The 23,983-nt window shown below is 59.8% G+C and carries 22 protein-coding genes; 20 read left to right on the top strand and 2 right to left on the bottom strand.

All coding sequences use genetic code 11. The features are described from left to right. Window positions 1–21 precede the first annotated feature (21 nt). From ACNAZS_RS12320 to ACNAZS_RS12270, 11 genes are all read left to right on the top strand, one after another. Complete coding sequence (locus ACNAZS_RS12320) at window positions 22–525, top strand: MaoC family dehydratase (RefSeq protein WP_415789554.1); 504 nt, start codon at window positions 22–24, stop codon at window positions 523–525. A 114-nt stretch (window positions 526–639) separates the two neighbouring features. After that, on the top strand, window positions 640–1,632 hold the full coding sequence (dctP, locus tag ACNAZS_RS12315) for a TRAP transporter substrate-binding protein DctP (protein WP_415789552.1): 993 nt from the start codon (window positions 640–642) through the stop codon (window positions 1,630–1,632). A gap of 1 nt (window position 1,633) precedes the next feature. Then, on the top strand, window positions 1,634–3,277 hold the full coding sequence (locus tag ACNAZS_RS12310; protein ID WP_415789550.1) for an amidase: 1,644 nt from the start codon (window positions 1,634–1,636) through the stop codon (window positions 3,275–3,277). Beyond that, on the top strand, window positions 3,274–4,278 hold the full coding sequence (dctP, locus tag ACNAZS_RS12305; protein WP_415789548.1) for a TRAP transporter substrate-binding protein DctP: 1,005 nt from the start codon (window positions 3,274–3,276) through the stop codon (window positions 4,276–4,278). The genes ACNAZS_RS12310 and dctP (ACNAZS_RS12305) overlap by 4 nt, the downstream gene beginning before the upstream one ends. Next, entirely contained in the window at window positions 4,265–4,906 is a 642-nt protein-coding gene (locus ACNAZS_RS12300) for a TRAP transporter small permease (protein ID WP_415789545.1), read from the top strand. The genes dctP (ACNAZS_RS12305) and ACNAZS_RS12300 overlap by 14 nt, the downstream gene beginning before the upstream one ends. Then, window positions 4,903–6,174: a TRAP transporter large permease gene (locus ACNAZS_RS12295; RefSeq protein ID WP_415789543.1), complete on the top strand. Its 1,272-nt coding sequence runs from the start codon at window positions 4,903–4,905 to the stop codon at window positions 6,172–6,174. Before ACNAZS_RS12300 ends, ACNAZS_RS12295 begins: the two co-directional genes overlap by 4 nt. Before the next feature lie 31 nt (window positions 6,175–6,205). Then, on the top strand, window positions 6,206–7,606 hold the full coding sequence (locus ACNAZS_RS12290; protein WP_415789541.1) for an MmgE/PrpD family protein: 1,401 nt from the start codon (window positions 6,206–6,208) through the stop codon (window positions 7,604–7,606). A 41-nt stretch (window positions 7,607–7,647) separates the two neighbouring features. Then, on the top strand, window positions 7,648–8,802 hold the full coding sequence (locus tag ACNAZS_RS12285) for an acyl-CoA dehydrogenase family protein (RefSeq protein WP_415789539.1): 1,155 nt from the start codon (window positions 7,648–7,650) through the stop codon (window positions 8,800–8,802). Then, complete coding sequence (locus tag ACNAZS_RS12280; protein ID WP_415789537.1) at window positions 8,799–9,989, top strand: CaiB/BaiF CoA transferase family protein; 1,191 nt, start codon at window positions 8,799–8,801, stop codon at window positions 9,987–9,989. The genes ACNAZS_RS12285 and ACNAZS_RS12280 overlap by 4 nt, the downstream gene beginning before the upstream one ends. Next, window positions 9,986–10,744: a GntR family transcriptional regulator gene (locus ACNAZS_RS12275; RefSeq protein WP_415789535.1), complete on the top strand. Its 759-nt coding sequence runs from the start codon at window positions 9,986–9,988 to the stop codon at window positions 10,742–10,744. Before ACNAZS_RS12280 ends, ACNAZS_RS12275 begins: the two co-directional genes overlap by 4 nt. After that, window positions 10,741–11,916, top strand: coding sequence for an MFS transporter (locus ACNAZS_RS12270; RefSeq protein ID WP_415789533.1), 1,176 nt, complete (start codon window positions 10,741–10,743; stop codon window positions 11,914–11,916). The genes ACNAZS_RS12275 and ACNAZS_RS12270 overlap by 4 nt, the downstream gene beginning before the upstream one ends. 13 nt (window positions 11,917–11,929) lie before the next feature. On the opposite strand, the gene ACNAZS_RS12265 is transcribed toward ACNAZS_RS12270, so the two are convergent. Further along, window positions 11,930–13,717, bottom strand: a complete 1,788-nt coding sequence (locus ACNAZS_RS12265; RefSeq protein WP_415789531.1) for an IlvD/Edd family dehydratase — start codon at window positions 13,715–13,717, stop codon at window positions 11,930–11,932. Window positions 13,718–13,726: 9 nt separating this feature from the next. Next, window positions 13,727–14,713 carry a D-erythronate dehydrogenase gene (gene denD, locus ACNAZS_RS12260; RefSeq protein WP_415789529.1) on the bottom strand — a complete coding sequence of 329 codons (987 nt, stop codon included), beginning with the start codon at window positions 14,711–14,713 and terminating at the stop codon, window positions 13,727–13,729. A 191-nt stretch (window positions 14,714–14,904) separates the two neighbouring features. Here denD and ACNAZS_RS12255 point away from each other — a divergent pair, with 191 nt between their 5' ends. From ACNAZS_RS12255 to ACNAZS_RS12215, 9 genes are all read left to right on the top strand, one after another. Then, window positions 14,905–16,344: an FAD-binding oxidoreductase gene (locus tag ACNAZS_RS12255; protein ID WP_415789527.1), complete on the top strand. Its 1,440-nt coding sequence runs from the start codon at window positions 14,905–14,907 to the stop codon at window positions 16,342–16,344. 44 nt (window positions 16,345–16,388) lie between these two features. Next, complete coding sequence (locus ACNAZS_RS12250; protein ID WP_415789525.1) at window positions 16,389–17,135, top strand: FadR/GntR family transcriptional regulator; 747 nt, start codon at window positions 16,389–16,391, stop codon at window positions 17,133–17,135. Window positions 17,136–17,142: 7 nt separating this feature from the next. Further along, window positions 17,143–18,309, top strand: coding sequence for a fumarylacetoacetate hydrolase family protein (locus ACNAZS_RS12245; RefSeq protein ID WP_415789661.1), 1,167 nt, complete (start codon window positions 17,143–17,145; stop codon window positions 18,307–18,309). A gap of 106 nt (window positions 18,310–18,415) precedes the next feature. Then, window positions 18,416–18,940: a TRAP transporter small permease gene (locus ACNAZS_RS12240; RefSeq protein WP_415789523.1), complete on the top strand. Its 525-nt coding sequence runs from the start codon at window positions 18,416–18,418 to the stop codon at window positions 18,938–18,940. Next, window positions 18,940–20,217 (top strand): TRAP transporter large permease subunit, encoded by a 1,278-nt coding sequence (locus tag ACNAZS_RS12235; protein ID WP_415789521.1) that lies wholly within the window; start codon window positions 18,940–18,942, stop codon window positions 20,215–20,217. Before ACNAZS_RS12240 ends, ACNAZS_RS12235 begins: the two co-directional genes overlap by 1 nt. Window positions 20,218–20,362: 145 nt before the next feature. Further along, the gene (locus ACNAZS_RS12230; RefSeq protein ID WP_415789519.1) at window positions 20,363–21,385 is read left to right on the top strand and encodes a TRAP transporter substrate-binding protein; all 1,023 of its coding nucleotides are present in this window, start codon (window positions 20,363–20,365) and stop codon (window positions 21,383–21,385) included. A gap of 68 nt (window positions 21,386–21,453) precedes the next feature. Beyond that, on the top strand, window positions 21,454–22,188 hold the full coding sequence (locus ACNAZS_RS12225) for an SDR family oxidoreductase (RefSeq protein WP_415789517.1): 735 nt from the start codon (window positions 21,454–21,456) through the stop codon (window positions 22,186–22,188). 34 nt (window positions 22,189–22,222) lie between these two features. Continuing rightward, window positions 22,223–23,068 carry a fumarylacetoacetate hydrolase family protein gene (locus ACNAZS_RS12220; RefSeq protein WP_415789515.1) on the top strand — a complete coding sequence of 282 codons (846 nt, stop codon included), beginning with the start codon at window positions 22,223–22,225 and terminating at the stop codon, window positions 23,066–23,068. 75 nt (window positions 23,069–23,143) lie between these two features. Then, window positions 23,144–23,920, top strand: a complete 777-nt coding sequence (locus ACNAZS_RS12215) for an SDR family oxidoreductase (RefSeq protein ID WP_415789659.1) — start codon at window positions 23,144–23,146, stop codon at window positions 23,918–23,920. Window positions 23,921–23,983 lie beyond the last annotated feature (63 nt).

The following is a 23,983-nucleotide window of genomic DNA, read 5'->3' as shown; positions in this document are numbered from 1 at the left end:
AAATAAGACAAAGGAGACAAAATGGAAGTCGTGGCAGTGAGCCCCAAGCGATATCGCTTCAGTTTCGGTCGTTATTTGGAGGAGTTCGAAGTGGGGGCGGTGTACGAACACCGACCGGGCCGCACCTTGACCGATGCGGACAACATTCAGTTCTCGCTGATGACGATGAATTTTCATCCCATGCATTGCGATGCCGCGCACGCTGCCAAAAGCGAGTTTGGCAAATTGCTGGTCAACAGTGGCCTGACGGTGGCAGTCGTCTTAGGCATGACCGTCGCCGACGTCAGCGGCAAAGCCATCGCGAATCTGGGCTGGAAAGAAATCAATCTGACTGCCCCGGTCTTTGCCGGCGATACCTTATATGCCGAGTCAGAGGTACTGGAGTTGCGTGAATCGCGCAGTCGACCAACACAGGGCATCGTAACGACACTGACGCGTGCCTATAACCAGAATGGCGTTGAAGTGATGAACTTCATCCGGTCGTGCCTGGTGCCCAAGCGCGGGCATGGTGTGGGCGATCAATAGTCGGCACACCTGTTTTTCCAACATCGCGCGACAAATTTTGCTGAAAACGCCGCAGCGCTGTGCGCCAGGATCGTGCACGTGCTGCATTGCAGTACTCATCCAGGAGATATTGCCATGTTTCATTCGCTATTGCGCCGGGCTGCATTGTTGTTCCTTACGTTGATCGTCCCCTTGAGTGCCGGAGCCGTCGAGATGGTGCTGACGTCGGAAGTCGCCGCGTCGCACTGGAAAACGCGCTACATGAATGAGTTCGCCAAGGATGTCGCCAAGCGCACCAATGGTGAAGTGCAGGTCAAAGTCTTTCCCGCGTCACAGCTGTACAACGATCAGGACGGTATGGCGGCGTTGGGCACAGGCGCCGTGCATATGGTGTGGCCTGTCTCCGTTCGCCTGGAAACGTTGGATCCTGGCTTGGGTTATGTGAATCTGCCATTTGGCTTGTCGGACCAGAAGATGGAGAACGCGTGCTTTGCGAACGGTCTGACGGCACTGATTTCCGACCGCTTGAAGTCCCGCCAGCTGCAGGTGCTGGGGTTGCTGCGTACCGCTGACCTGTTCTTCATTTTTCGCGATCGCGATGTGAAATCACTGAAAGATATGGAAGGCGCGAAGCTGCGGGTGACGGGGGGGCGGATCTTCCTGGACATGGTGCGCAGCTTTGATGCCAGTCCGATCTCGATGGCCGCGTCGGAAATGAGCACGGCCTTGGCGCAGGGCGCGATTGACGGCGTGTTGACCTCACCGGCGGGTTGGGCCGAGATGATCGGCAAGACTGGCAAATACGCCTTCCATGTTCCTGGCATGTCACTGGCGACCTATGCGGTCGTGGTCGATCGCAACTGGATGGATGCGCTGACGGATTCGCAGCGCAAGGCCGTGACCGACAGCCTGAACAGTATTGTCCAGCGCCAATGGGAAGAGGCCCGCGAGGCTGACGCCAAGCTGGTGAAAAAAATGGAAGAGCAGGGCTCGACCTACCGCGTTGCCGACGAGGCCGCCTCGGCAGAGTGGAAAGCCCGCGCCGATGTTGCCAAAAAGGCCTACACCGACAAATATCCCGAGGTAGTGAAGCAGGTCGACGAGATCACCAAACGCTGCGGGGCCTGACGTGAGTACCCCGACAGCGTCGGCAGTGCATGGGGCGCGCGAGTGCAATCTGCCCGTGAATGATCGAGATTTAGCGGAGTTGACCGAGGTTGTGGCCGCCTTGACGGCGACTCTGGCGCAGGAAACGGCGACATTATCGATGACGCAGATGGCCGTGCCATTTGGCCACGTGCTGCAAGCGTTGGCGCCGCAGCCATGGTTCGATGTGCCTGTTGCCGAAAAGACTGCCGTCATGAGCAGCGAAGACTGGGTGCGTGCCAGTCTGGCCGCGATAGCGCGTTCGGCGCCAGGAAAATTGGCATGGATGAGTATCGATGCCGATGCGGCGTTGGAGGCCGCGCGCCACTGCGACGACGAGCGGCGCCAGGGTCGAGTACGAGGCCCTTTGCATGGCATGCCTGTCGGGATCAAGGATATGTTTGACCTGAAAGGCCGGGTTGCGGGCTGGGGAACGCCCTTGCGTTCTGATAGTGCGCCCGCCCGTATCGACGCGACGATCGTGACGCGCTTGCGTGCGGCGGGCGCCATCGTATTGGGCACGCAACATATGGCGGAGTTTGCCATGTCTCCCACAGGTTGGAATGCTACTTATGGGCCGGGCCGCAATCCCTGGGATACGGATCGGGTCTCGGGAGGCAGTTCCAGCGGCGCGGCCATGTCGGTGGCGGCCGGGCATGTGCCGCTCGCGATCGGCTCCGATACCGGCGGTTCCATTCGGTTGCCCGCTGCGCTGTGTGGATTAACCGGGCTGAAACCGACCCAGCATCGCATCAGTGTCGCAGGCGCGATGCCGTTATCGGCAAGCCTGGATTGCATTGGCCCATTGGCGGGATCGGCCGAATTATGCGGTCAGGCCTATCAGGCCATGGCGGGACCGGACCCTGCGGACGGGTCCTGTCTGGATGCGCGGGTCGCGGTGGGCGCGGCACAACGTCGTCTGCGTGTGGCGGTACCTCAATGGCGAGATGAGGATCCGCTGTCGCAAGAGATGCGGCGATCGCTGGACGAAGCCGTGCAGGTGTTGCGCACATCGGGCGTGGAGTGTGTGACCGTGCCGTCGCCCTATCCGATGTTGCAACGGGCAGGGGTGCTGGCGTCCATTTTGCTCGTTGTCGAAGCGTCCGCGATGCATCAGCGCTGGTTGCGCCAACAGGGAGATGCCTATGGACATCAGGTGCGTCGGCGCATTTCGCGCGGCTTCTTGGTGTCAGGCGTGGATTACTACGATGCCTTGCGTTTGCGCGAGCCCTTTTTGCAGCGCTATTTGCGTGAGGTGCAGGGCGATGCAGACGTGCTGTTGTTGCCCAGCACACCGGGTGTGGCGCCGCTTGTCGAGGACACCCGAGTCGGGGACCAAGCTCGGCTGGAACGCGAGTTCTCCTTGTTGTCGGTATGGACACGAGGCATCAATTATTTGGGGCTGCCCGTGCTGAGCGTACCGATCGGCGGGGGGACGGGAGGGTTGCCTTTAGGGATGCAACTGGTTGGCCCTCCGCTGGGCGAAGACAGGGTGTTGGCGTTAGGCCGGCTGTATCAACAAGCGACGCAATGGCATCAACAGCATCCCAACGATTACGCAGCACACGACGATCAATTCCCGCGCGACCCATCAGGGCGTCGTCAAACGACAAAGGAGGCAACATGAAGGCATGCTGGAGTAAAGCCGCATTCTGGATGACAACGCTGGTTGTCGGGTGGGCGTCAGCCGCGAACGGAACAGAAATGATCATCACCAGTGAGATCCCACTGGCGACCAATCCCAGTCCGTATATCGAGCAGTTCATCACTGAAGTCGACAAGCGGACTGACGGTGCGATCAAAGGAAAGTATTTCCCCGCGTCGCAGCTCTATAACGATCGTGATGGTCTGGCCGCACTGGGTACGGGTGCCGTGCACATGGTGTGGCCCGTGTCTTCGCGGCTAGAGCAGTTTGATCAGCGCGTGGGGATCGCCAGTCTGCCGTTTGCACTAACGACAGAAGAAATGACCAACGCGTGTTTCGCGAATGGATTTACGCGTCAGATTTCGGGTTATCTGGAGCCCCGTGGCATGCAGATTCTAGGGTTCTTGCGCACGGCAGATCTGATTTTCCTGATGAAGGATCATGACATTCAGACCGTCGCGGATCTAAAGGGTCAGAAAATTCGCGTGATTGGCGGGCAGATCATGTTGGACGCGATGCGTTCGGTACAAGCCAGCCCCATTTCAATGTCGGCCTCAGAAATGTCGGCGGCGCTATCGCAGGGCGCGATCGACGGCGCAATGACTTCGCCGGCGGGGTGGGTCGATGTGCTGGGAAAGACAGCAAAGTACGCCACGCTGGCACCAGGCATGGGATTGGCAACGTCAGCCGTGACCGTGGATAAGCAATGGCTGGACGCATTACCTGATGCACAGAAAAAAGCGATTCAAGAGGTGCTGAGCGAAATCATCGCGCGGCAATGGAAGGAGACCGTGGCCAAGGATAAGGCGCTGATTGATCAGATGGTCGGTAAAGGGGGGCATTACCGCGTGATGGCGCCCGACGAGGTCAATAAGCTGAAAGAACGTTTTCTGGCCGCGGGTGAGGGTTTTCGCAACAAGCATGCGGATGTGATTGCGCAATTAGAAAAAACTCGCCAGGAGTGCATCCATGATGGCAAGTGATCTTAAGCCTGGCCCACTGCACGCGAGACAGCCTTTGCCTGACAAGGCAACGGCTGCCCCGCGCGCCGCGCCGGTTTTCGGCCAGCTAGGCTGGCTATCCAGAATCATCCTGGCGGTGGGCACTGTCCTTGCGTTGGGCGCGACCGGCATCATGATTCTGGAGGGGTTTAGCCGCTACGTTCTGAATGTCAGCTATTTCTGGGCCGAAGAGTCGGTTCGCTTTTTAATGGTGTGGGCATTCTTCCTGACACTGGGCGTTGCCGGCTTTCGTCACTATCACATCCGTACGGAATTGCTGGTGCAGCGTTTGCCGCGCGGCCTGCAGCGTGCCGTGTGGTTGCTTTCTTGCGTGGCCGGCATGCTGTTCGCGTTCATCCTGGCGTATTCGTCCATTCCTCAAGTACAGCGGTTTTATTCCATGGGCATGGTGTCCGAGTCGTCACTGGAGCTGCCCATGTGGTTGCTGTTTTTGGCGATGCCGGTGGGTGGCGTGGCGTTGTTTCTGTATTACGCATGCGCTGCCTGGTACGCCTGGCGTTGGGGCGATCCCTTTGCGCCTGAGCCTATCGACGAGACACCGGACGCCGGCGTCGCCACCGCGCTAAGCCGTCAGGAGCCACTGCTATGACATTAGGACTTTCCGTAATTGGGTTGTTGGTGTTGCTGGCGCTGGGGGCGCACGTCGGAACGGCCATGGGACTGATATCCAGCGGCATGGTGATGTCCGTAGACGGTGTTCCGCTGACGGTCGTCGCGCAGACGGCGTTCAAGTCGATCAATAGTTACCCGTTGATGGCGATTCCCATGTTCGTGTTGATGGGCAATCTCATGATGCGCGGCAATATCGTGGCCGTGATGATCGAGTTGATCGGTAGCCTGGTGCGCTGCGTGCGAGGCGGGCTGGCGTTGACAGTGATGCTGTCGTGCGTCTTCTTTGCGGCGGTTTCGGGATCGAGCGTCGGGTCTGCCGCCGCCATTGGCGCGGCGACGGTCGACGGGTTGAAACGAGAGCACTATCCGCCGCGTTTCTCTGCCGCATTAGTGGCAGTGGGGGGGACGCTGGGTTTGATGATTCCTCCGTCATTGGGTTTCATTCTGATCGGCTCCATTGTGGGGATTCCCGTCGACAAGCTCTTTGTGGCCGGCATTCTGCCTGGCCTGATGGAGGCGGCGCTCCTGTTGTTGACGACGATCTACCTGACGCGTCGTTATGGCTATGGCGATACGACGGGAAAGCCTGATCTGGCGGGTTTCGCGAAACGCTTGCCGCGCGCGGCCGGCGCCTTGTCGATGCCGGTGATCGTGTTAGGCACGATCTATCTCGGCATCTTTACGCCGACTGAAGTGTCGGCTGTGGCCGCCGGGTACGCGGCGCTGCTGTGCGTGGTGGTGTATCGCACCATGAATTGGCGTGGCGTATGGCTGGCATCGCAAGAGTCGATTCTGCAGTCGACCATGATCTTCATGGTGGTCATGGGCGGCAGCCTGATTGGTTTCATTCTGGCGCGCATGGGCGTATCCGCTTCATTGATTGGCGCGATGGAAAGCATGGATATGTCGGCCTGGCAGTTTCTGTTGCTGGCCAATGCGGTTTTGCTGGTGCTGGGCATGTTTCTGGACGGCGTGGCCATGATCGTGTTGACCGCGCCGTTGCTATTCCCCATGGCCACGCATCTGGGTATTGATCCGGTGCACTTTGCCGTGATCATGGTGGCCAACGTCGAAGTTGCCACGCTGACGCCGCCTATTGGTCTGAATCTGTTCGTCATGAGTGGCATCGCTCGCATTCCCGTCGAGCAGGTGGCGCGCGGTGTTGTTCCCTTCTATCTGACTCGTTTGATATCGCTGGCGTTGATTACCTTTGTTCCCGCGATATCGCTGACGCTGGTGAGTTGATGCCCGAACGTGTTTCTGCTGGAGAATCCTTATGAAAGACAATGTCGATACGCCCGTGGTCGGGCAAGCATTATCCGAATTGCTGGCGGATTACGCCGCTGGCTTCAAGGCCGAACGCATTCCCGCCGAGGTCCGCGAGCGCGCGCGCTTGCTGATGCTGGACTCGATTGGTATTGCCCTGGCCTCGCATGGCTACGACTTTGCGCGACGAGCGATGGCCGCCGTCGGTGAGTTGGATGGAGGCGGCGATAGCATCGTGATCGGCACGTCCGTCAGGATGGACCCGCGTAATGCGGCGCTGCTCAATGGGGTGCTGGTGCACGGCTTGGATTACGACGACACGCACGCACGCGGCGTGATTCACGCCACGGCCTCCGTACTGCCTACTGTACTGGCGCTGGCCGCGCGTGATGATCGATCCGGTGCGGACATGGTGGCCGCCTATGTGCTGGGCATGGAGGTCGCGACACGGTTGGGCGCGGTTGCGAAAGGCGGCTTTCACCAGGTGGGTTTTCATCCTACCGGACTGATCGGTACGTTCGGCTGCACGTTGGCGGCCGGCTGGCTGCTGGGCCTGAATGCAAAACAGATGGTGGATGCTCAGGGCATTGCGCTGTCTATCGCGTCTGGCAGTCTGGAGTTCTTGAACGACGGCGCGTGGAACAAACGCATGCACCCCGGCTGGGCGGCCAACGGCGGGATCACTGCCGCGACCTTTGGCAAGCATGGCTACACCGGCACACGCTTGGCCTATGAGGGGCGCTTTGGCCTGTATGCCAGTCATCTTGGGGACGCTGACTACGACTTGAGCCTGGCGTCGGCTGATCTGGGCGAGCAGTGGGAGGTGCCACGTGTGTCAGTCAAACCGCTACCCGCCTGCCACTTTACGCATGCCAGCGTGGACGCGGCGACACGATTGCACGCGCAAGGGGTGCGGCCGGAACAGGTACGGCGCATTACGGTGCTGGTGCCGCAAGAGGTCGTCAAGACCGTTTGCGAGCCGGAGGCCGCCAAGCGCAAGCCTGCCAACAGTTACGAGGCGCAATTCAGTATTCCCTATCTGGTCGGTACCGCGTTGTGCAAAGGCGGTTTGACGTTGGACGACTTAGAGGAGAGCGCGTTGCGGGATCCTGCCGTGCTGGCGTTGGCGGCCATAACTGACTATCAATGTGATCCGCACAGCGGGTTCCCCAAACATTACTCGGGCGAGGTCATTGTGGAACTCAATGACGGTCGAATTTTGCGTGAGCGCGAGGCCGTCAACCGTGGTGCGGAAGACCGGCCCCTGACAACAGAAGACATTCGTGGCAAGTATCGCGACAACGCGTTGCGTCAAGTTTCCGCGGCGCGTGCCGAATCCATCGAACAAAGCGTATTGCGGCTGGAGCAAGGTTCGGCGCGCGCGCTGGCAGATCAATTGGGGCAGGCTTAAGCCGCCGCCTGACGCATTCAACATACTGAGGAGAGGACGACATGACGGACCGTGATGACGGCCAGGAGCAACTGATCCTGGATATGGTGGGACGCTTTCTGGAGCAGGAAGTACGGCCGCACGTGTGGCAGCTTGAACACGACGATACGTATCCAGAAGAGATCGTCGAGAAGATGAAGGCGATGGGCTTGTTCGGCTGCCTGATCGCGCCGGAATATGGTGGGCTTGGCTTATCGACGGTAACGTATGCCAAGATCATCGAGCGCATATCGGAAGAATGGATGTCGCTTTCGGGCATCTTGAATTCCCATTTGATTATGGCGACAGCGGTGCAGCGCAACGGCACCGAGGCGCAGAAGCAAGCCTATCTTCCCCGATTTGCCACGGGTGAGCTGCGCGGCGGCATCGGGTTGACCGAACCCGATTGCGGAACGGACTTGCAGGCCATTCGCACCGTCGCGCGTCGTGATGGTGATGCCTATGTCGTCAATGGGGCCAAGATGTGGATCACGAATGGCTACCACGGCAATTGTTTTGCACTGCTGGTGAAAACCGACCTTCAAGCCGAGCCGCGCCACAAAGGCATGAGTCTGTTCATCGCGGAAAAAGGTCCCGGCTTTACGGTGAGCCGCCAGTTGGAGAAACTGGGTTACAAGGGGATCGATTCGACGGAGTTGGTGTTCGAGGACTATCGCATTCCGGCAGACAGGCTGATTGGCGGGGTCGAGGGGCGTGGGCTGCAAATGGTGTTGAATGGCCTGGAACTGGGGCGCATCAATGTCGCTGCGCGCGGCGTCGGCGTGGCGCAGGCGGCCCTGCGGGAGGCGGTGAAGTACGCTCAGCAGCGCAAGACGTTCGGCAAGCCTATTTGTGAGCATCAGGCCATTCAGACCAAGCTGGGTGATATGGCGACGCGCACCGAGGCCTCGCGCCTATTGACCTTGCGCGCGGCCGAGGCCTACGACCGGGGTGAGCGTTGCGATATGGAGGCGGGCATGGCCAAGCTTTTTGCGACGGAAACCGCGGTCGAGAATAGCCTGGAGGCCGTGCGTATCCACGGCGGATATGGCTATTCGAAGGAATACCTGGTCGAACGCTTTTATCGCGATGCGCCGTTGCTGGTCATTGGCGAAGGGACCAATGAAATGCAGCGGATCATCATTTCCAAGCAATTGGTGCAGAGGAACCGTATATGAGCTTGCCGTTGACAGGGTTGCGCATTGTTTCGGTAGAGCAATATGGGGCAGGGCCGTTTGGCACGCAGCATCTGGCCGACCTCGGTGCCGAGGTCATCAAGATAGAAAATCCGCACGATGGCGGGGATGTGGGGCGTGCGGTCGGGCCGCATTATTTTGGACCCGGAGATAGCCATTTCTATCAAGCTTTCAACCGCAACAAGAAAAGCGTCACACTGAATCTAAAGCATGATGAGGGTCGGCAGGTGCTTCATGATCTGTGTCGGGAAGCGGATGCCGTATTCAACAACTTGCGCGGCGATTTGCCGGGAAAGCTGGGACTAACGTACGAAGCCCTGCGCGAGGTCCGTCAGGATATCGTCTGCGTGCATCTTTCCGCCTATGGCCGAGAGGGGGAGCGCGCCAGTTGGCCGGGATACGACTACCTGATGCAGGCCGAGACGGGTTACCTCTCGCTGACGGGCGAGCCGGACGGGCCGCCGTCGCGCTTTGGCTTGTCTGTGGTCGACTTGATGACGGGCACGACCGCCGCGCTGGGCCTGGTCTCGGCGGTCCTGGGCGCGCGCCAGAGTGGCGTCGGGCGCGATGTGGATGTCAGTTTGTTTGATGTCGCCTTGCACACGCTGGGTTATGTGGCCACCTGGTATCTGAACGGCGGCCACACCACAGGGCGAGCGCCTCGCTCCGGTCATCCCTCGCTGGTGCCAAGCCAGTTGTACCGTACGGCAGACGGCTGGATTTTCATTATGTGTAACAAGGAAAAATTCTGGCCCCTGCTCGCGCAAGCCATGGATCATCCCGAATGGGCCGAAAATCCGAACTACCGCAGCTTCAAGGATCGTCTGCAACATCGCGAAAGCTTCAATCAGGAGCTCGAGGCCGTCTTCATGACAGCGTCGACCGAACACTGGATGACACGCTTTGCCGGCCGCGTGCCCGCGGCGCCGGTTTATGATGTAGCGCAAGCGCTTGATACCCCCTTCGTCCAGGCGCGGGAATGTCTGCTGGATGCCTACGATGCCGACGGGCGTCCGATCAGGAGCGTCGCCTCGCCTATCCGTTGTCCCGGCGAGGTCCCGTTGGCGCGAGCGGCGCCTGCCATGGGCGTGGATACAGAAGATCTACTGGCGCAGGCGGGATACGGGCCCGACCAGATTGCCAGGCTGAGGAAGAATGCTGTGTTATGACTGTAAAAATCGAAGCACCGGGTGGCCGTCCGCGATATCTGCAGCTGGCCACGACGCTGATCAATGAGATCCGTTCCGGTCGCTATCCGGTGGGCGGTTTATTGCCCACCGAGTTTGAGCTCTGTGACCAGTTTGGCGTATCGCGCTTTACGGTGCGCGAGGCGATCAAGCAACTGGTACTGAGGGGCATGGTGACGCGTCAGGCTGGTGTCGGCAGTCGCGTCTTGACCGACGCACCGGTCACGCAGTACACGCAGACCATGTCGGGAATCACCGACCTGCGGCAGTACGCCTACGAAACCTCGTTGGAAATCGAGGGCCAGGCGTTGATCAATGTCGACAGCGAACTGGCGGATACGCTGGATGCGTCGCCCGGAGAGGTGTGGCTGCATGTTTGGGGGCTACGCTATACCGAGGCGCATGATGCGCCGATTTGCCTGACAGATACCTACATTGCCCCGCCATTTCGGGCCGTGACAGGCATCAGCGGCCGAATGACCAAGGCAGTGTATGCGGTGTTGGAAGAGCAGTTCGACCTGCAGATCCGGACGGTGCATCAGGAAATCCGTGGGGTCGTGCTCGACAAGGCGACGGCGTCGCGCCTGGGATCCAAGCCGGGTTCCGCAGGGTTGCGACTGGAACGTCGTTACCTGGATGCACGTGATTCACTGATCGAGTTCGCTGTCAGTGTGCATCCCGCGGATCGTTTTAGCTATCGCGAGTCGTTCCGGCGAGACTGGCAGGTGCCCGCGTGAAAATTTCCGGAGCGGGAACGTTGGCGATTACGCTGACGGTGCAGGCGCTGGTGGCGGCCGCCGCATTGGTCGTGCCGGCCGAGTTGATCGGCGTCTATGTTTCCCTGATCTATGTCGGGGCGATGCTGGGCAGCCTGATGGCGGGCGGTTGGGTCCAACGGCAGGGAGCGATTCGGGCGAGTCAGTGGGGATTGGTCTTGTGCGCGGTGGGGTTGCTGCTCAGTATGCTAGGTCACTGGGTCGCGCTGGCCGGAGGCGCCCTGTTGCTGGGTCTGGGTTATGGGCCGATCACGCCCGCCAGCTCGCACTTACTGATTCAAACGACATCGGCCCGTCGACTATCGTTGGTGTTTTCCATTAAGCAGACCGGCGTGCCGCTAGGCGGCGTGCTGGCCGGGTTATTGGCGCCCAAACTGGAAATGACGATCGGCTGGCATGGGGTCTTGCTGGTAACGGCGCTGGCGTGTCTGCTGTGCGCGCTGCTGGCCCAGGTCGTACGCGACGAACTGGATGCGGATCGCAAGCCGGATCGCCGGGCGGGACTAGGCGACTTGCGCGCGCCGTTGATGCTGATTTTTTCGCGGCGATCGTTGACGCTCCTGGCGGCGGCGTCGTTTTGTTTTTCGGCGGTACAGTGGTCGTTCAGCGCCTATGTCGTCACGTATTTGCACGACGGCCTGGCCTATACCCTGATTGCGGCAGGGGCAATGTTATCGCTGGGTCAGGTCGCCGGCGTTGTCGGACGCATTTTATGGGGGTGGTGCGCGGACCGTTATCTCGGGGCCGTGGGCATGTTGTTTAGCCTGGCGCTGTTGATGGGCGTGGGCACGATTGGGCTGGCCTTGTTGCCGGCCAACGCGCCCGTACCGCTGGTGGCGCTGGCCTTGATGATATTGGGCGCGGCGGCGGTCGGCTGGAATGGCGTCTATCTGGCAGAGGTGGCGCGTCAGGCGCCGGCTGGCAAAACCAGCCTGGCCACGGGTGGCGCCCTGACGTGCACGTTCTTTGGCGTGGTCTTGGGGCCGGCCCTGTTCGGGGTGGTCGCGTCGCTGTTTGACAGCTATCGCATCGCCTTTATTCTGATCGCGATTCCTGCACTGCTCTTTGGCACGCTGTTGTTCACGCGGCGCAACCTTTTCGCCCCTCAGAAATCCACGACCCCTGCCTCCTGACGCCAGCCCGAGCTCAGTGATTATGCCGCGGCATCCGTTTAGCAATCTGGCGGAATGGCAACGTGTCTTCCAGCACGGCACCCTCTGCCAGCGACCCCACGCGCTGCCGATAAATCATTTGCCAGGGCGTGGCATCGGGCGGCACGGCGGGAATGCCGTCGTGTTGCTGGCGACGCGAGATTTCCGCGTCGTCGACGAGCGCATCGCACTGCCCTTGATTCAGATCGATGCGCACGATGTCACCCGTACGCAGCCACGACAATCCCCCGCCTGCCGCGCTTTCGGGAGAGGCATTCAGAATGGAAGGGCTATCGGCCGTGCCCGATTGCCTGCCATCGCCCAGCGTTGGCAGGCTGGATATCCCACGCCGCAATAGGGCATCGGGCGGTTGCATGTTCACCACCTCTGCCGAACCCGGCCAGCCAATCGGACCGGCGCCGCGAATGACCAGCATGCAGTGTTCGTCGATATTCAAGTCAGGATCATTAATGCGGCGGTGATAGTCCTCGGATCCGTCAAACACGATCGCCCGGCACTCAAAGACCCCTTCGCGGCCCGGCTCGCTCAAATACCGTTGACGGAATTCCGGAGAAATGACGCTGGTCTTCATGATGGCGAAGTCAAACAAATTGCCCTTGAGTACCAGAAAACCGGCGCGTTCTTTCACGGGGGCGGCGTACGGGAAGATCACGTCGCGGTCAGTGCTTTCGCGGTCTTGCAGGTTTTCGCGCACGGTCTGGCCGGTAACGGTGGGGCAGTCTCCATCCAGTTTGCCTTGTTGCAGCAGTTCCCACATGATGGCCGGCACACCGCCCGCGCGATGAAAGCGCTCGCCCAGATACTTACCCGCCGGCTGCACGTTGGCCAATAGCGGCAGGTCATAGCCCTCGCGTTGCCAATCATCCAGCGGGAGTTCCACGCCGGCATGACGCGCCATTGCCATCAAGTGAGGTTGCGCATTTGTCGATCCGCCCAGGGCCGTATTCACGCGTATCGCGTTGAGGAACGCCGCACGCGTCATGATGTCCGACGGTTTGATGTCATCGATCACCAGTTCGACGGCGCGTCGACCGGTGCGATAGGCCATCTGGCCGCGTTCGCGATACGCGGCCGGAATCGCCGCACAGCCCGTGAGCGACATACCTAGGGCTTCGGCCATTGCGTTCATCGTGGATGCGGTGCCCATGGTGTTGCAGTGTCCCACCGACGGGGCAGAGTCCAGTGCCGCCTGCATGAATTGCGCCTCGTTGATTTCCCCCGCCGCGAGCTTGCGGCGCGAGCGCCAGATGACCGTGCCGGACCCCACCAGTTCATTGTCATGCCAGCCATCCAGCATGGGGCCGCCGGACAGGACGATGGCGGGGATGTCGACCGTCGAGGCGGCCATCAGCGCAGAGGGTGTGGTCTTGTCGCAACCGGTGGTCAGCACGACGCCGTCGATGGGGTAGCCGTACAGGATTTCCACCAGTCCCAAGTAGGCCAGGTTGCGATCCAGCGCGGCGGTGGGGCGCTTGCAGTTTTCAAACAATGGATGCGTGGGAAACTCAATCGGAATGCCGCCCGCATCGCGAATGCCATCGCGCACGCGCTTGACCAACTCGAGATGCACCCGGTTGCAGGGTACGAGGTCGCTGCCGCTTTGGGCAATGCCGATAATCGGCTTGCCTGAGCGCAGTTCCTCGGGCGTGATGCCATAGTTCATGAAGCGTTCCAGGTACAACGCCGTCATGTCGATATGATCGGGATTGTCGAACCAGTCCAGCGAACGCAGTCGTTTGACAGGCTTTTTACCGTTGTTCATTGCGTGCTCCTAAAGCAACTGGCCATTCAGTTCGTCGTCGATATGTGCGCGAATAATTTCGTCGAATGAAGACTCTGCCGTGAAACCCAGCTGCCGAGCCCGCTGGGCGGTGAACCCCGGCGCCCATCCCTGAACCATTTGCGTGATCATGTCATCCGGTTCGCGTCGAATCAGGCGCACGGCCTTGTCGCCGGCGATACGGCGCAACGCCTCTATCTGCTCGCCCACGGTGGCGCTGACGCCAGGCATATTGAGATTGCGCCGCGGTCCGAGCGGCTGCAGATCAAGCGTGGCGGCATGACGCAAGAATCCCACCGCCGAGCGCGGCGAGGCGTGCCAGTGACGCACGTCTTCCGGGACCGGCAGCACGGCCTCCTGGCCAACTAGCGGCTCGCGCAGAATGCTGGAAAAAAAGCCCGATGCGGCCTTGTTGGGTTTGCCGGGCCGGATGCACAGGGTGGGCAGGCGTATGCCTATGCCCTCGAAAAAACCGCGACGTGTGTAATCGGCCAGCAGCAGCTCACTGATGGCTTTTTGCGTGCCATAGCTCGTCAACGGCGTGTGGTGATAATCATCGGGGATAGGGTAGGGCAGCGGCGCGCCATACACGGCAATCGATGAGGCGAAGATAAGACGGGGGTGATAGCCGTCGGCCAGCGATTGCACGCGGATCGCGTCGAACAGCGCCCGCGACCCGTCTAAATTAATCCGATACCCCTTGTCGAAATCCAGCTCGGCCTCGCCCGACACGATCGCAGCCAAGTGCACGATCAGATCCGGGCGCGATGCTATCACCTTCTCCGCCTGTCCAGGCTCGGACAGGTCAGCGGCGTGGCAATCGACTCGCCCGTGAAAGTCCGACGGTGCTTCCGGTGGCAGCACGTCCCAGAGCGTCATTCGGTCGACGTGGTGGGGTTTGAGCATCGGGTCGCGTACCAACGACGCCGTCAGTTTCCGACCGACCATTCCTGCTGCGCCAATGATGGCGATATGCATGTGTGTCTCCTCCGGGTGTCCACACACCCGATCTTTGTGGGTCTTGTTGTTGTGTTGTTAGTGAAGGGCTTAGGGTTGATCTCTAGTAGGCAGATTAACGACTTCCAAGTAACCTGACGACCTATTATAGGGTTGTCTGACAAGCTGACTACTGGTAAAAACATGCCTACGCAAAATTTTCAGGATTCCGCATGACATCGCCCGTTGCTCCCGACATTTCCGAGTTGCAGGCGGCATTGGTGCGACGGTTGGGCGCGACCTCGGTGATTACCGATGTTGCGGATCAACAGCGTTACTGCCGCGATTGGCACGGCGATGTCACGACGGGCGCCGTTGCAGTGCTGCGTCCGGATTCCACGCAGGCCGTGGCCCAGGCAGTCAGGGCTTGCGCCGATTTGGGATTGGCGGTGGTTCCGCAGGGCGGCAATACGGGACTGGTGCTGGGCGCCACGCCGGATGACCCCCAGCGTCAGGTGGTATTGAGCCTGGAGCGCATGAATCGCGTGCGCCAGATGGATCCCGATGATTTTTCCGCCGTGGTCGAGGCGGGGTGCATCCTGCAGCAAATCCAGGAGGCCGCCGACGACGCCGGACTGTTTTTGGGGTTGTCATTGGGCGCCGAGGGTAGTTGCCAGATTGGCGGCAATATCAGCACCAACGCGGGTGGCATCAATGTGCTGCGCTATGGCATGGCGCGCGATCAGGTGCTGGGACTGGAGGTGGTGTTACCCGATGGCACGATCCTGGATGCGCTGGGGTCGCTGCGCAAGGACAACCGTGGCATGGACGTCAAGCAGTTGTTTATCGGCGCCGAGGGAATCTTGGGCATCGTGACGGCCGTGTCGCTCAAACTGTACCCGCGTCCCGAGCAGATCGAAACGGCGTTGCTTGGGGTGGATTCGTTGCAGTCCGCTATTGCGCTCTATCGCCGTGCGCGACGCGACTGCTGCGATCTGATGACGGCGTTCGAGTTCATGCCGCCCGCCGCGTTAATGCTGGCTCGCGAGGCGCTCCCCAGTTTGACGGTGCCCATCGCCGCGGATCATCCCGGCTACGTGCTGATGGAGATCTCGGGTTCGGGGCTGGTGGATATTCGCGCGTTGCTCGAACAGTTTCTCGAAAATGTGATGAATGACGGGCTGATGCATGACGGTGTGGTGGCCGCGTCGCGCGCGCAGGCCGCGAATCTGTGGAAGATTCGCGAGGCCATGAACGAAGGCCAAGCCAAGCGGGGAGCCCACCTGCGTACGGACGTATCGGTGTCGCTATCGCGTCTGGCCGAATTTGTCGAACAGGCCGAGGAGCGCTTGCGGCAGGCATTTCCCCAGTGCCTGACGTTGTCGTATGGGCACGTCGGCGACGGCAACGTGCACATCAATGTGCTGCCGCCTGTGACGGCGAATGCCGTCGACCGCGAGCAAATTATCCATGATGCCAAGGACTGCATTAACGCTGTGATCGACGAGTTTCACGGCAGTATCAGCGCCGAACATGGCATTGGCCGCCTCAAACGCGGCGAATTCGAGGCGCGACTCAGCGAGCCGCGCCGTCATTTGCTGGTGGCGATCAAGCGGGCGATTGATCCCCACTTGATGTTGAACCCCAATTGTCAGATCCGGCTGGACACATGAGGGTCGTCGTCTCGGTGTTTATTGTCACAACGTAGCAGGAATAGATGGTTAATTTTGGACAGATCCAGCGCTTGGAGCATTTGCCTGCCAAGATCGCTGCGACGATAGGACAGGAAATCGCGGCGGGCCGTCTGAAAGGCGGTGAAAAGCTGCCCACCGAGCACGAGCTGGCCAAGACCTTTGGGGTCAGCCGTTCGGTGGTGCGCGAGGCCATTGCACAACTGCGCAATGAGGGCCTGCTGGATACGCGCCAGGGCGTGGGCGCCTTCGTGCTGGAGACACAGCGTCGGCCCGTGATCCGTATCGACAGCATGGATTTGTCGAATCCGGAAAGTTTTCGCAGTTTATTTCAGTTGCGCATGCCGCTGGAGGTCGAGGCGGCAGGGCTGGCGGCGTTGCATCATACGGCCGAGGATTTGCAGCGGCTGGACGATGCGCTCGGCATTATGCGTGATATGGATACGCGCTGGACGACCGAAGGGATGCAAGCCGACCTGGCGTTTCATTGTGCCTTGGCGCAAGGCACGCAGAACGAGTACTACTCGATGTTCGTGGGCTTCGTTGGCGAGAAAATCGCGAACACGATTGCCGTCGCCCGTGCGCGCGCCGAACTCGAAACGATCGTGCAACTCACGGTCGATGAACATACGGCGATACGTGATGCCGTTGCCTTGGGCGACATGATGCAGGCCCGCACGGCCATGCGCGCCCATATTTTAGGTGCAGCCTCACGTCTGGGGCTGCAAGTGGATAGTCCGACGGATGACGCAAAGAGAGATTGTGATGCATAGGTCAAAAATGATTGCCGGATTGAGCGTGGCCGATATCGTGCCGCATGATGCGGATCAGGCACGCCTGGTCGGTCGCGTGTGGTCGAACCAGGCGGGCGGCCCATGTCCCGTATTTATACGTCAAGGCCAGGTGTATGACGCGAGCGCGGTGGCGTGCACCATGTCAATGTTGCTCGAGCGTACGGACCTGTTGGCGCAGTTCGATCAAAACGACGAGTTGCCGGTATTAGGGTCACTGCAGGATTTCCTGGACGGGTCCGCTGGCGATTTGCTGGCCCCGATTGATATCCAGGCTATCAAGGCCGCCGGGGTGACGTTTGCCGACAGCATGCTAGAGCGGGTGATCGAAGAGCAAGCCAAGGGCGATCCTTCGCGTGCGCAGTCGATACGCGCCAAGCTGGCGCCGGTGTTGGGCGATAACTTGCGTGGCTTGGTGGCAGGCTCTGAAAAGGCGCTCCAGGCCAAGGCGCTGCTCCAGGATATGGGATTGTGGTCCCAGTACCTGGAGGTCGGCATCGGCCCAGACGCCGAGATTTTCACGAAGGCGCAGCCCATGTCGGCGGTTGGTTGCGGCGCAGCCATCGGCATCCATCCCGGGTCGCAGTGGAATAACCCCGAGCCGGAAGTCGTGCTCGCCCTCTCTTCGGATGGTCGTATCGTCGGCGCGACGTTGGGCAATGACGTCAACTTGCGCGATTTCGAAGGGCGGTCCGCGCTGTTGTTAAGCAAGGCCAAGGATAACAACGCGTCTTGCGCGCTGGGTCCGTTTATTCGCCTGTTGGACGATGATTTCACGTTGACGTCGATCGGTCAGTTGGAGGTCTCCCTGGATGTGCAAGGGCCGGACGGTTTTCATATGCAAGGCGTCAGCGCCATGTCCGCCATCAGCCGCACGCCGCGCAATCTGGCCGACCAGCTACTGAATCGCTGCCATCAGTATCCCGATGGCGCTGTTCTGTTCCTGGGCACGATGTTTTCCCCCACGCAGGATCGTCGGGGCGCAGGACAGGGCTTTACCCATGAGGTGGGGGATCGGGTCAGTATCTCGGCGCCGCAACTGGGCCGTTTGGTCAATGAGGTCGACACGTCCGATGCCTGCCCAGAATGGACATTTGGTGTGGGTGCGTTGATGCGCAATCTGGTGAAACGGGGGGTGTTGACACCCATGATGTAGCGTTATCTGGCTGACTGACGCATGTCAGTCACCGCTCTGCTCTGTACGACGACCTCAACGCATCGCGCACGCCGACTGGCCTAGCGCGAGCATCAAGGAGACAGGTATGCAAGGAGTCACCAATTTATTTTATAAATTTCTGGGCCTCGTCATGGTGCTGCTTTTGGCGGCCATGGTGTTCATGGTGTTCGGAAATGTCATGCTGCGTTATGGATTCAACTCCGGCATTTTGGTGTCTGAGGAACTATCGCGCTATTGCTTTGTATGGCTGACCTTCGTAGGAGCCGTGCTGACTTTCCACGAGCAGTCGCACATGGGCATCGAAAGCCTGGTGCAACGGCTTAGCCGTCGCGGACGTTTGATCTGCATGGCGTTAAGCAACATTGTCGTCATGGGCTGCTCTGCGATTTTTTTCTGGGGCGCGCAGATGCAGTTCGATATCAACGCGACGATGTTTGCACCGGTCACGGGGTTGTCTTTGGCGTGGGTCTACGGCATCGGCTTGTTCACGGGGGCGGCGTGCTTTGTGATCTCGGCCCTTCGATTGATACAGGTGCTCACCGGGAAAATCAGTGACGAGGAGATCGCCCGTTTTGTGGGTGAAGACGGCCAGATTGCGGAGGTTGTCTGATGACGTTGCTGATTTTTGTGGGTTCTTTACTCGGGGCCATGGCGATTGGTGTGCCTGTCGCATTCGCGTTGATTTTTTGCGGCGTGATGTTGATGTGGCACATGGATATGTTCAACGCGCAGATTGTGGCGCAGAACATGGTCACGGGCGCCGATACGTTTACCTTATTGGCGATTCCATTCTTTTTGCTAGCCGGCGAGTTGATGAATGCCGGGGGATTGTCTCGCCGCATTATTGATTTCGCGTTGGCGTGCGTCGGCCATATCAAGGGCGGCCTGGGGATTGTCGCGATCCTGGCCGCCATCATCATGGCGAGTTTGTCAGGATCGGCCTCGGCAGATACCGCTGCGCTGGCAGCCATTCTGATCCCCATGATGCGTGAGGCCGGCTACAACGTGCCGCGTTCGGCCGGCTTGATCGCCTCGGGTGGCATCATCGCGCCGGTGATCCCGCCTTCCATGGCATTTATCGTGTTTGGTGTCGCAGCCAATGTGTCGATTTCCAAGCTCTTCATGGCCGGTATTGCCCCTGGGTTGATGATGGGGTTCACGCTGGTTGCGATGTGGCTATGGCTGGTACGCAAGTCGGATATCAAGCCGCTGCCTAAACAAACGATGAAACAGCGTCTGCAAGCCACGGGACGCGGTGCATGGGCGCTGGGTATGCCGGTGATTATTCTGGGTGGCATACGGATGGGCGTCGTGACGCCCACGGAAGCTGCCGTCGTGGCGGCCGTGTATGCGTGGTTTGTGGGGATGTTCGTTTATCGCGAACTCAAGATCCGCGATCTGTATGAGGTATTCCTGAAATCAGGGAAAACCACCGCCGTCGTGATGTTCTTGGTGGCGGCCGCCATGGTGTCGGCCTGGCTGATCACCGCCGCGGACATCCCGGGTGAGCTCAAGGGGCTGATCGAACCGTTGATCGATCATCCCAAGATGCTGATGTTCGTCATCATGGTGCTCGTGATGGTCGTGGGTACGGCGCTGGATCTGACTCCGACCATTTTGATCTTGACGCCTGTGTTGTTACCCATCGTGAAATTGGCGGGGATCGATCCCGTGTACTTCGGCGTCATGTTCGTGATGAATAACTGCATCGGGCTCCTGACGCCGCCGGTGGGCGTGGTCCTCAATGTGGTCAGCAGTGTGGCGCGGGTGCCGTTGGGCCGTGTCGTGTGGGGCGTGATGCCGTTCTTGCTGGCCTACACGGTGTTGCTGGTTTTGTTTGTGATATTTCCGGAACTGATCACCGTTCCCATGCAGTGGCTGTATTGAGTTCGGCGCCATGCGGTATTACCGCCTGGCGACCGATCGCAGATTGTGGTGCGTAGCGAGCAATAAGACTCGCCTTTTCTTCAAGCTCGCAGCTTACGGCTCGACGTCAAACGTCAGCTTTCACCAATCAGATGAGGAGATACAAATGAAGAAACTAGCATTGGCCGTCGTGATGGCCACGCTCGGTGTGGGGGCCACGCTCCCCGCATCCGCCGCGGGTGATTTCAAGTCGCGCAATATTCGTTTGTCCAACGGGCTTGCTCAGGACCATCCCGTGGGCAATGGCGTCAAGGTCTTTAATCAGTGCCTACAGGATAAATCCGGTGGCAAGATGAAGATCACGGCGTACTGGAGCAGCTCACTGGGCGATGATTTGCAAGCGACGCAAGCACTGCGTTCGGGGACACAAGAGGCGGTTATCACCTCGTCATCCCCGCTAGTTGGACTGGTGCCCGCGTTAGGTGTCTTCGATTTGCCGTTTTTGTTCAGCAATGAAAAAGAGGCCGACGCCGTCATGGACGGCGAGTTTGGCAAATTCATCAACGAAAAGCTGGACGCCGCAGGGGTGGTTAATCTGGCGTACTGGGAAAATGGTTTTCGCAACCTGAGCAATTCTAAGCACGCCGTGAATAAATGGGAAGACTTCGGCGACCTGAAACTGCGCGTCATGCAGAACAATATCTTCCTGGATACATTCCGCACGATGGGAGCGAATGCGACGCCCATGGCGTTCGGTGAAGTTTTCTCCGCGTTGGAAACCGGCGCCATTGATGGCCAGGAAAATCCATTCGTGACCATCGACACGTCGAAGTTCTACGAAGTCCAGAAATTCATCTCGGTGACGAATCACGCCTACACGCCTTTCCTGGTGTTGTTCTCCAAACCCCTCTGGGCGGGCTACTCCGATGATGAAAAGGCCGCGCTGCGCGAGTGTGCCGTATTGGGTGGCCAAGAAGAGCGCAAAGTGATTCGAGCCATGAACGACAAGTCCCTGGACAAAATCAAGGAAGCCGGCCTGAAGGTCAACCAGGTGAGCCCCGAGGAGCAAAAACGGATGCGCGAGAAGGTACAGGTCGTGTACGAACAGCACAAGGCCACCATTGGCGCCGATGTGGTGGATCGTGTGCAAAAAGAGCTCGCCGATCTGCGTGCGAAAAGCGGTTCCTGATTCCGAGGCAGGCCCGGACGACCGGTAAGACCGGGCCGGGCCATGGATTTCATGCGAGAGGGCTTACCATGACAGGACATTTGCAGGGCCAAGTGGTATTGGCAACAGCCGCGGGACAAGGGATAGGACGTGCATCGGCGCTGGCGTTCGCCCGGGCGGGCGCCACGGTCCATGCGACGGATATCGACACACAAGCGTTGCAGGATTTATCCGCACAGCCCGGCATGTTTACGCATGTGCTGGACGTGCGGGATAACGCGGCGATCCGGGGCTTGGTCGAGCGTATTGGCCGCATCGACGTGTTGTTTAATTGCGCCGGCATTGTGCAGTCGGGGGCCGTGCTGGAGATGGCGGACAGCGATCTCGACGTGGCGTTTGATTTGAATGTGCGCGCTATGGTACGAACGGTGCAGGCCGTATTGCCGGGGATGCTGGAGCGGGGTGCCGGGAGTATCGTCAACATGGCGTCGGTCGCGGGCTCGGTCAAGGGGGTGCCGAATCGGTGCGCCTATGGCATCACCAAGGCGGCCGTGGTGGGGCTGACCAAATCGATCGCGGCCGACTATGTGGCTCGCGGCATACGTTGCAATGCGATCTGCCCCGGTACCGTCGACAGTCCCTCGCTACAGGAGCGCATGCGTGCGCAAGGCGACTATGACGCGGCACGTGCCGCGTTCATTGCCCGCCAGCCCATGGGTCGCCTGGGTACGGCGGATGAAATTGCCGACTTGGTGGTCTATGTGGCGGGCGCACAGTACACCACGGGACAGGCGCATATCATCGATGGCGGTTGGGTCGGTTGAGCGTTTACGATTCAGACTAAACAGGAGCGTTTTTATGAAATTGGTGAGATTCGGCCAGGCAGGCCAAGAAAAGCCGGGTGTAGTCGATGCGCAAGGCGTCGTGCGTGACCTATCGGGACATGTCACCGATATCGCGGGTGCAGTATTGGACGATACGTCGTTGCAAACCCTGCGTGGTCTGGATGTGAACAGCTTGCCGCAGGCGCCCGCCGGTGTGCGCTTGGGACCGTGTGTCGGCCAGGTCGGCAAGTTCATCTGCATTGGCCTGAATTATTCAGATCATGCGGCGGAGACGGGTGCACAGCCGCCCAGCGAACCCATCATTTTCATGAAAGCCACCTCTGCCATCTGCGGCCCGGACGACGTCTTGCGTATTCCGCGCGGATCCGAGAAAACGGACTGGGAAGTCGAGTTGGGTGTGGTGATTGGCAAGACCGCCAAATACGTGTCGCGCGAAGAAGCACTGGATTACGTGGCGGGCTACTGCGTGGTGCATGACGTCAGTGAGCGCGCATTTCAGATCGAGCGTCAGGGCCAATGGACCAAGGGCAAGTCTTGCGATACGTTCGGCCCGATCGGTCCGTGGCTGGTGACAAGAGATGAAGTCGCCGACCCAGGTCAATTGGCGATGTGGTTAAAAGTCAATGGCGACACCCGTCAAAACGGATCTACCCGCACCATGATCTTCGACGTGGCGCACTTGGTGTCCTACTTGAGCCAGTTTATGTCGTTGCAGCCGGGGGATGTCATTTCCACCGGCACGCCACCGGGCGTCGGCATGGGCATGAAACCGCCCCAGTATCTGAAAGCCGGTGATGTGGTCGAACTGGGTATCGACGGCTTGGGCACACAGCGACAATCGGTGCGCGCCGACGACTAATGGGGGGCTTGCATGGCATCTGGGCCATCGATCAAATCGACAGCACCCGCGACGGCAGAGGGGACCATGTCCTCGATGGGACCGGTGACGTCTCGCTTGTTCGACCTGTCGCGCCGCCGCGTGCTGATCACTGGTGCCAGCCAAGGCTTGGGCTATACATTGGCCCGAGGGCTTGCCCAGCACGGCGCCACCGTGGTCATGAACGCGCGCAATGTCGTCCGGCTGGACGAGGCCGTGCAGCGCCTGCGCACCGATGGGCTGTCAGCGTACGCGCTGCCCTTTGATGTGACCGATCCCGTCGCGGCGCAGATTGGTGTCGATCACGCCGAGTCGGAATTCGGCCCGATCGACATCTTGGTCAACAATGCGGGCATGCAACATCGTGCGCCGCTGGACCAGTTTCCACTAGACCAGTGGGACGCCCTGATGCGTACCAACGTCAGCAGTCTCTTTTACGTCAGCAAGCCGGTCGCCACGCACATGATCACGCGTGGCAGAGGCAAGATCATCAACATCGCCTCCGTACAAAGCGAGCTGGCGCGCCCCGGCATTGCCCCCTATGCGGCGACCAAGGGCGCGGTACGCAATCTCACCCGAGGCATGGCGACCGATTGGGCACGACACGGCCTGCAAGTCAACGCCATTGCGCCAGGATATTTCCGTACCGAACTGACCCAACCTCTAGTGGACAATCCTGAGTTCACACAATGGCTGAGCCAACGCACGCCCGCAGGACGCTGGGGAGACCCCACCGAACTAATCGGTGCCGCCGTCTTCCTCGCCAGTGACGCCTCATCCTTCGTGAACGGCCACACCCTATTCGTGGACGGCGGCATGACCGCCAGCGTATAAACCCCATGCGTGTCCACAAAGACAAAAAAGCCAAGGCCAGGCGCCCGGCAGGGACGCGTTAAT

The sequence above is a fragment of the Bordetella tumulicola genome (assembly GCF_965138755.1).
Classification (GTDB): Bacteria; Pseudomonadota; Gammaproteobacteria; order Burkholderiales; family Burkholderiaceae_B; genus Bordetella_A; species Bordetella_A tumulicola.
The sequence above is the reverse complement of the archived record's forward strand: the minus strand, read 5'-3'. Positions and strand labels throughout refer to the sequence as shown.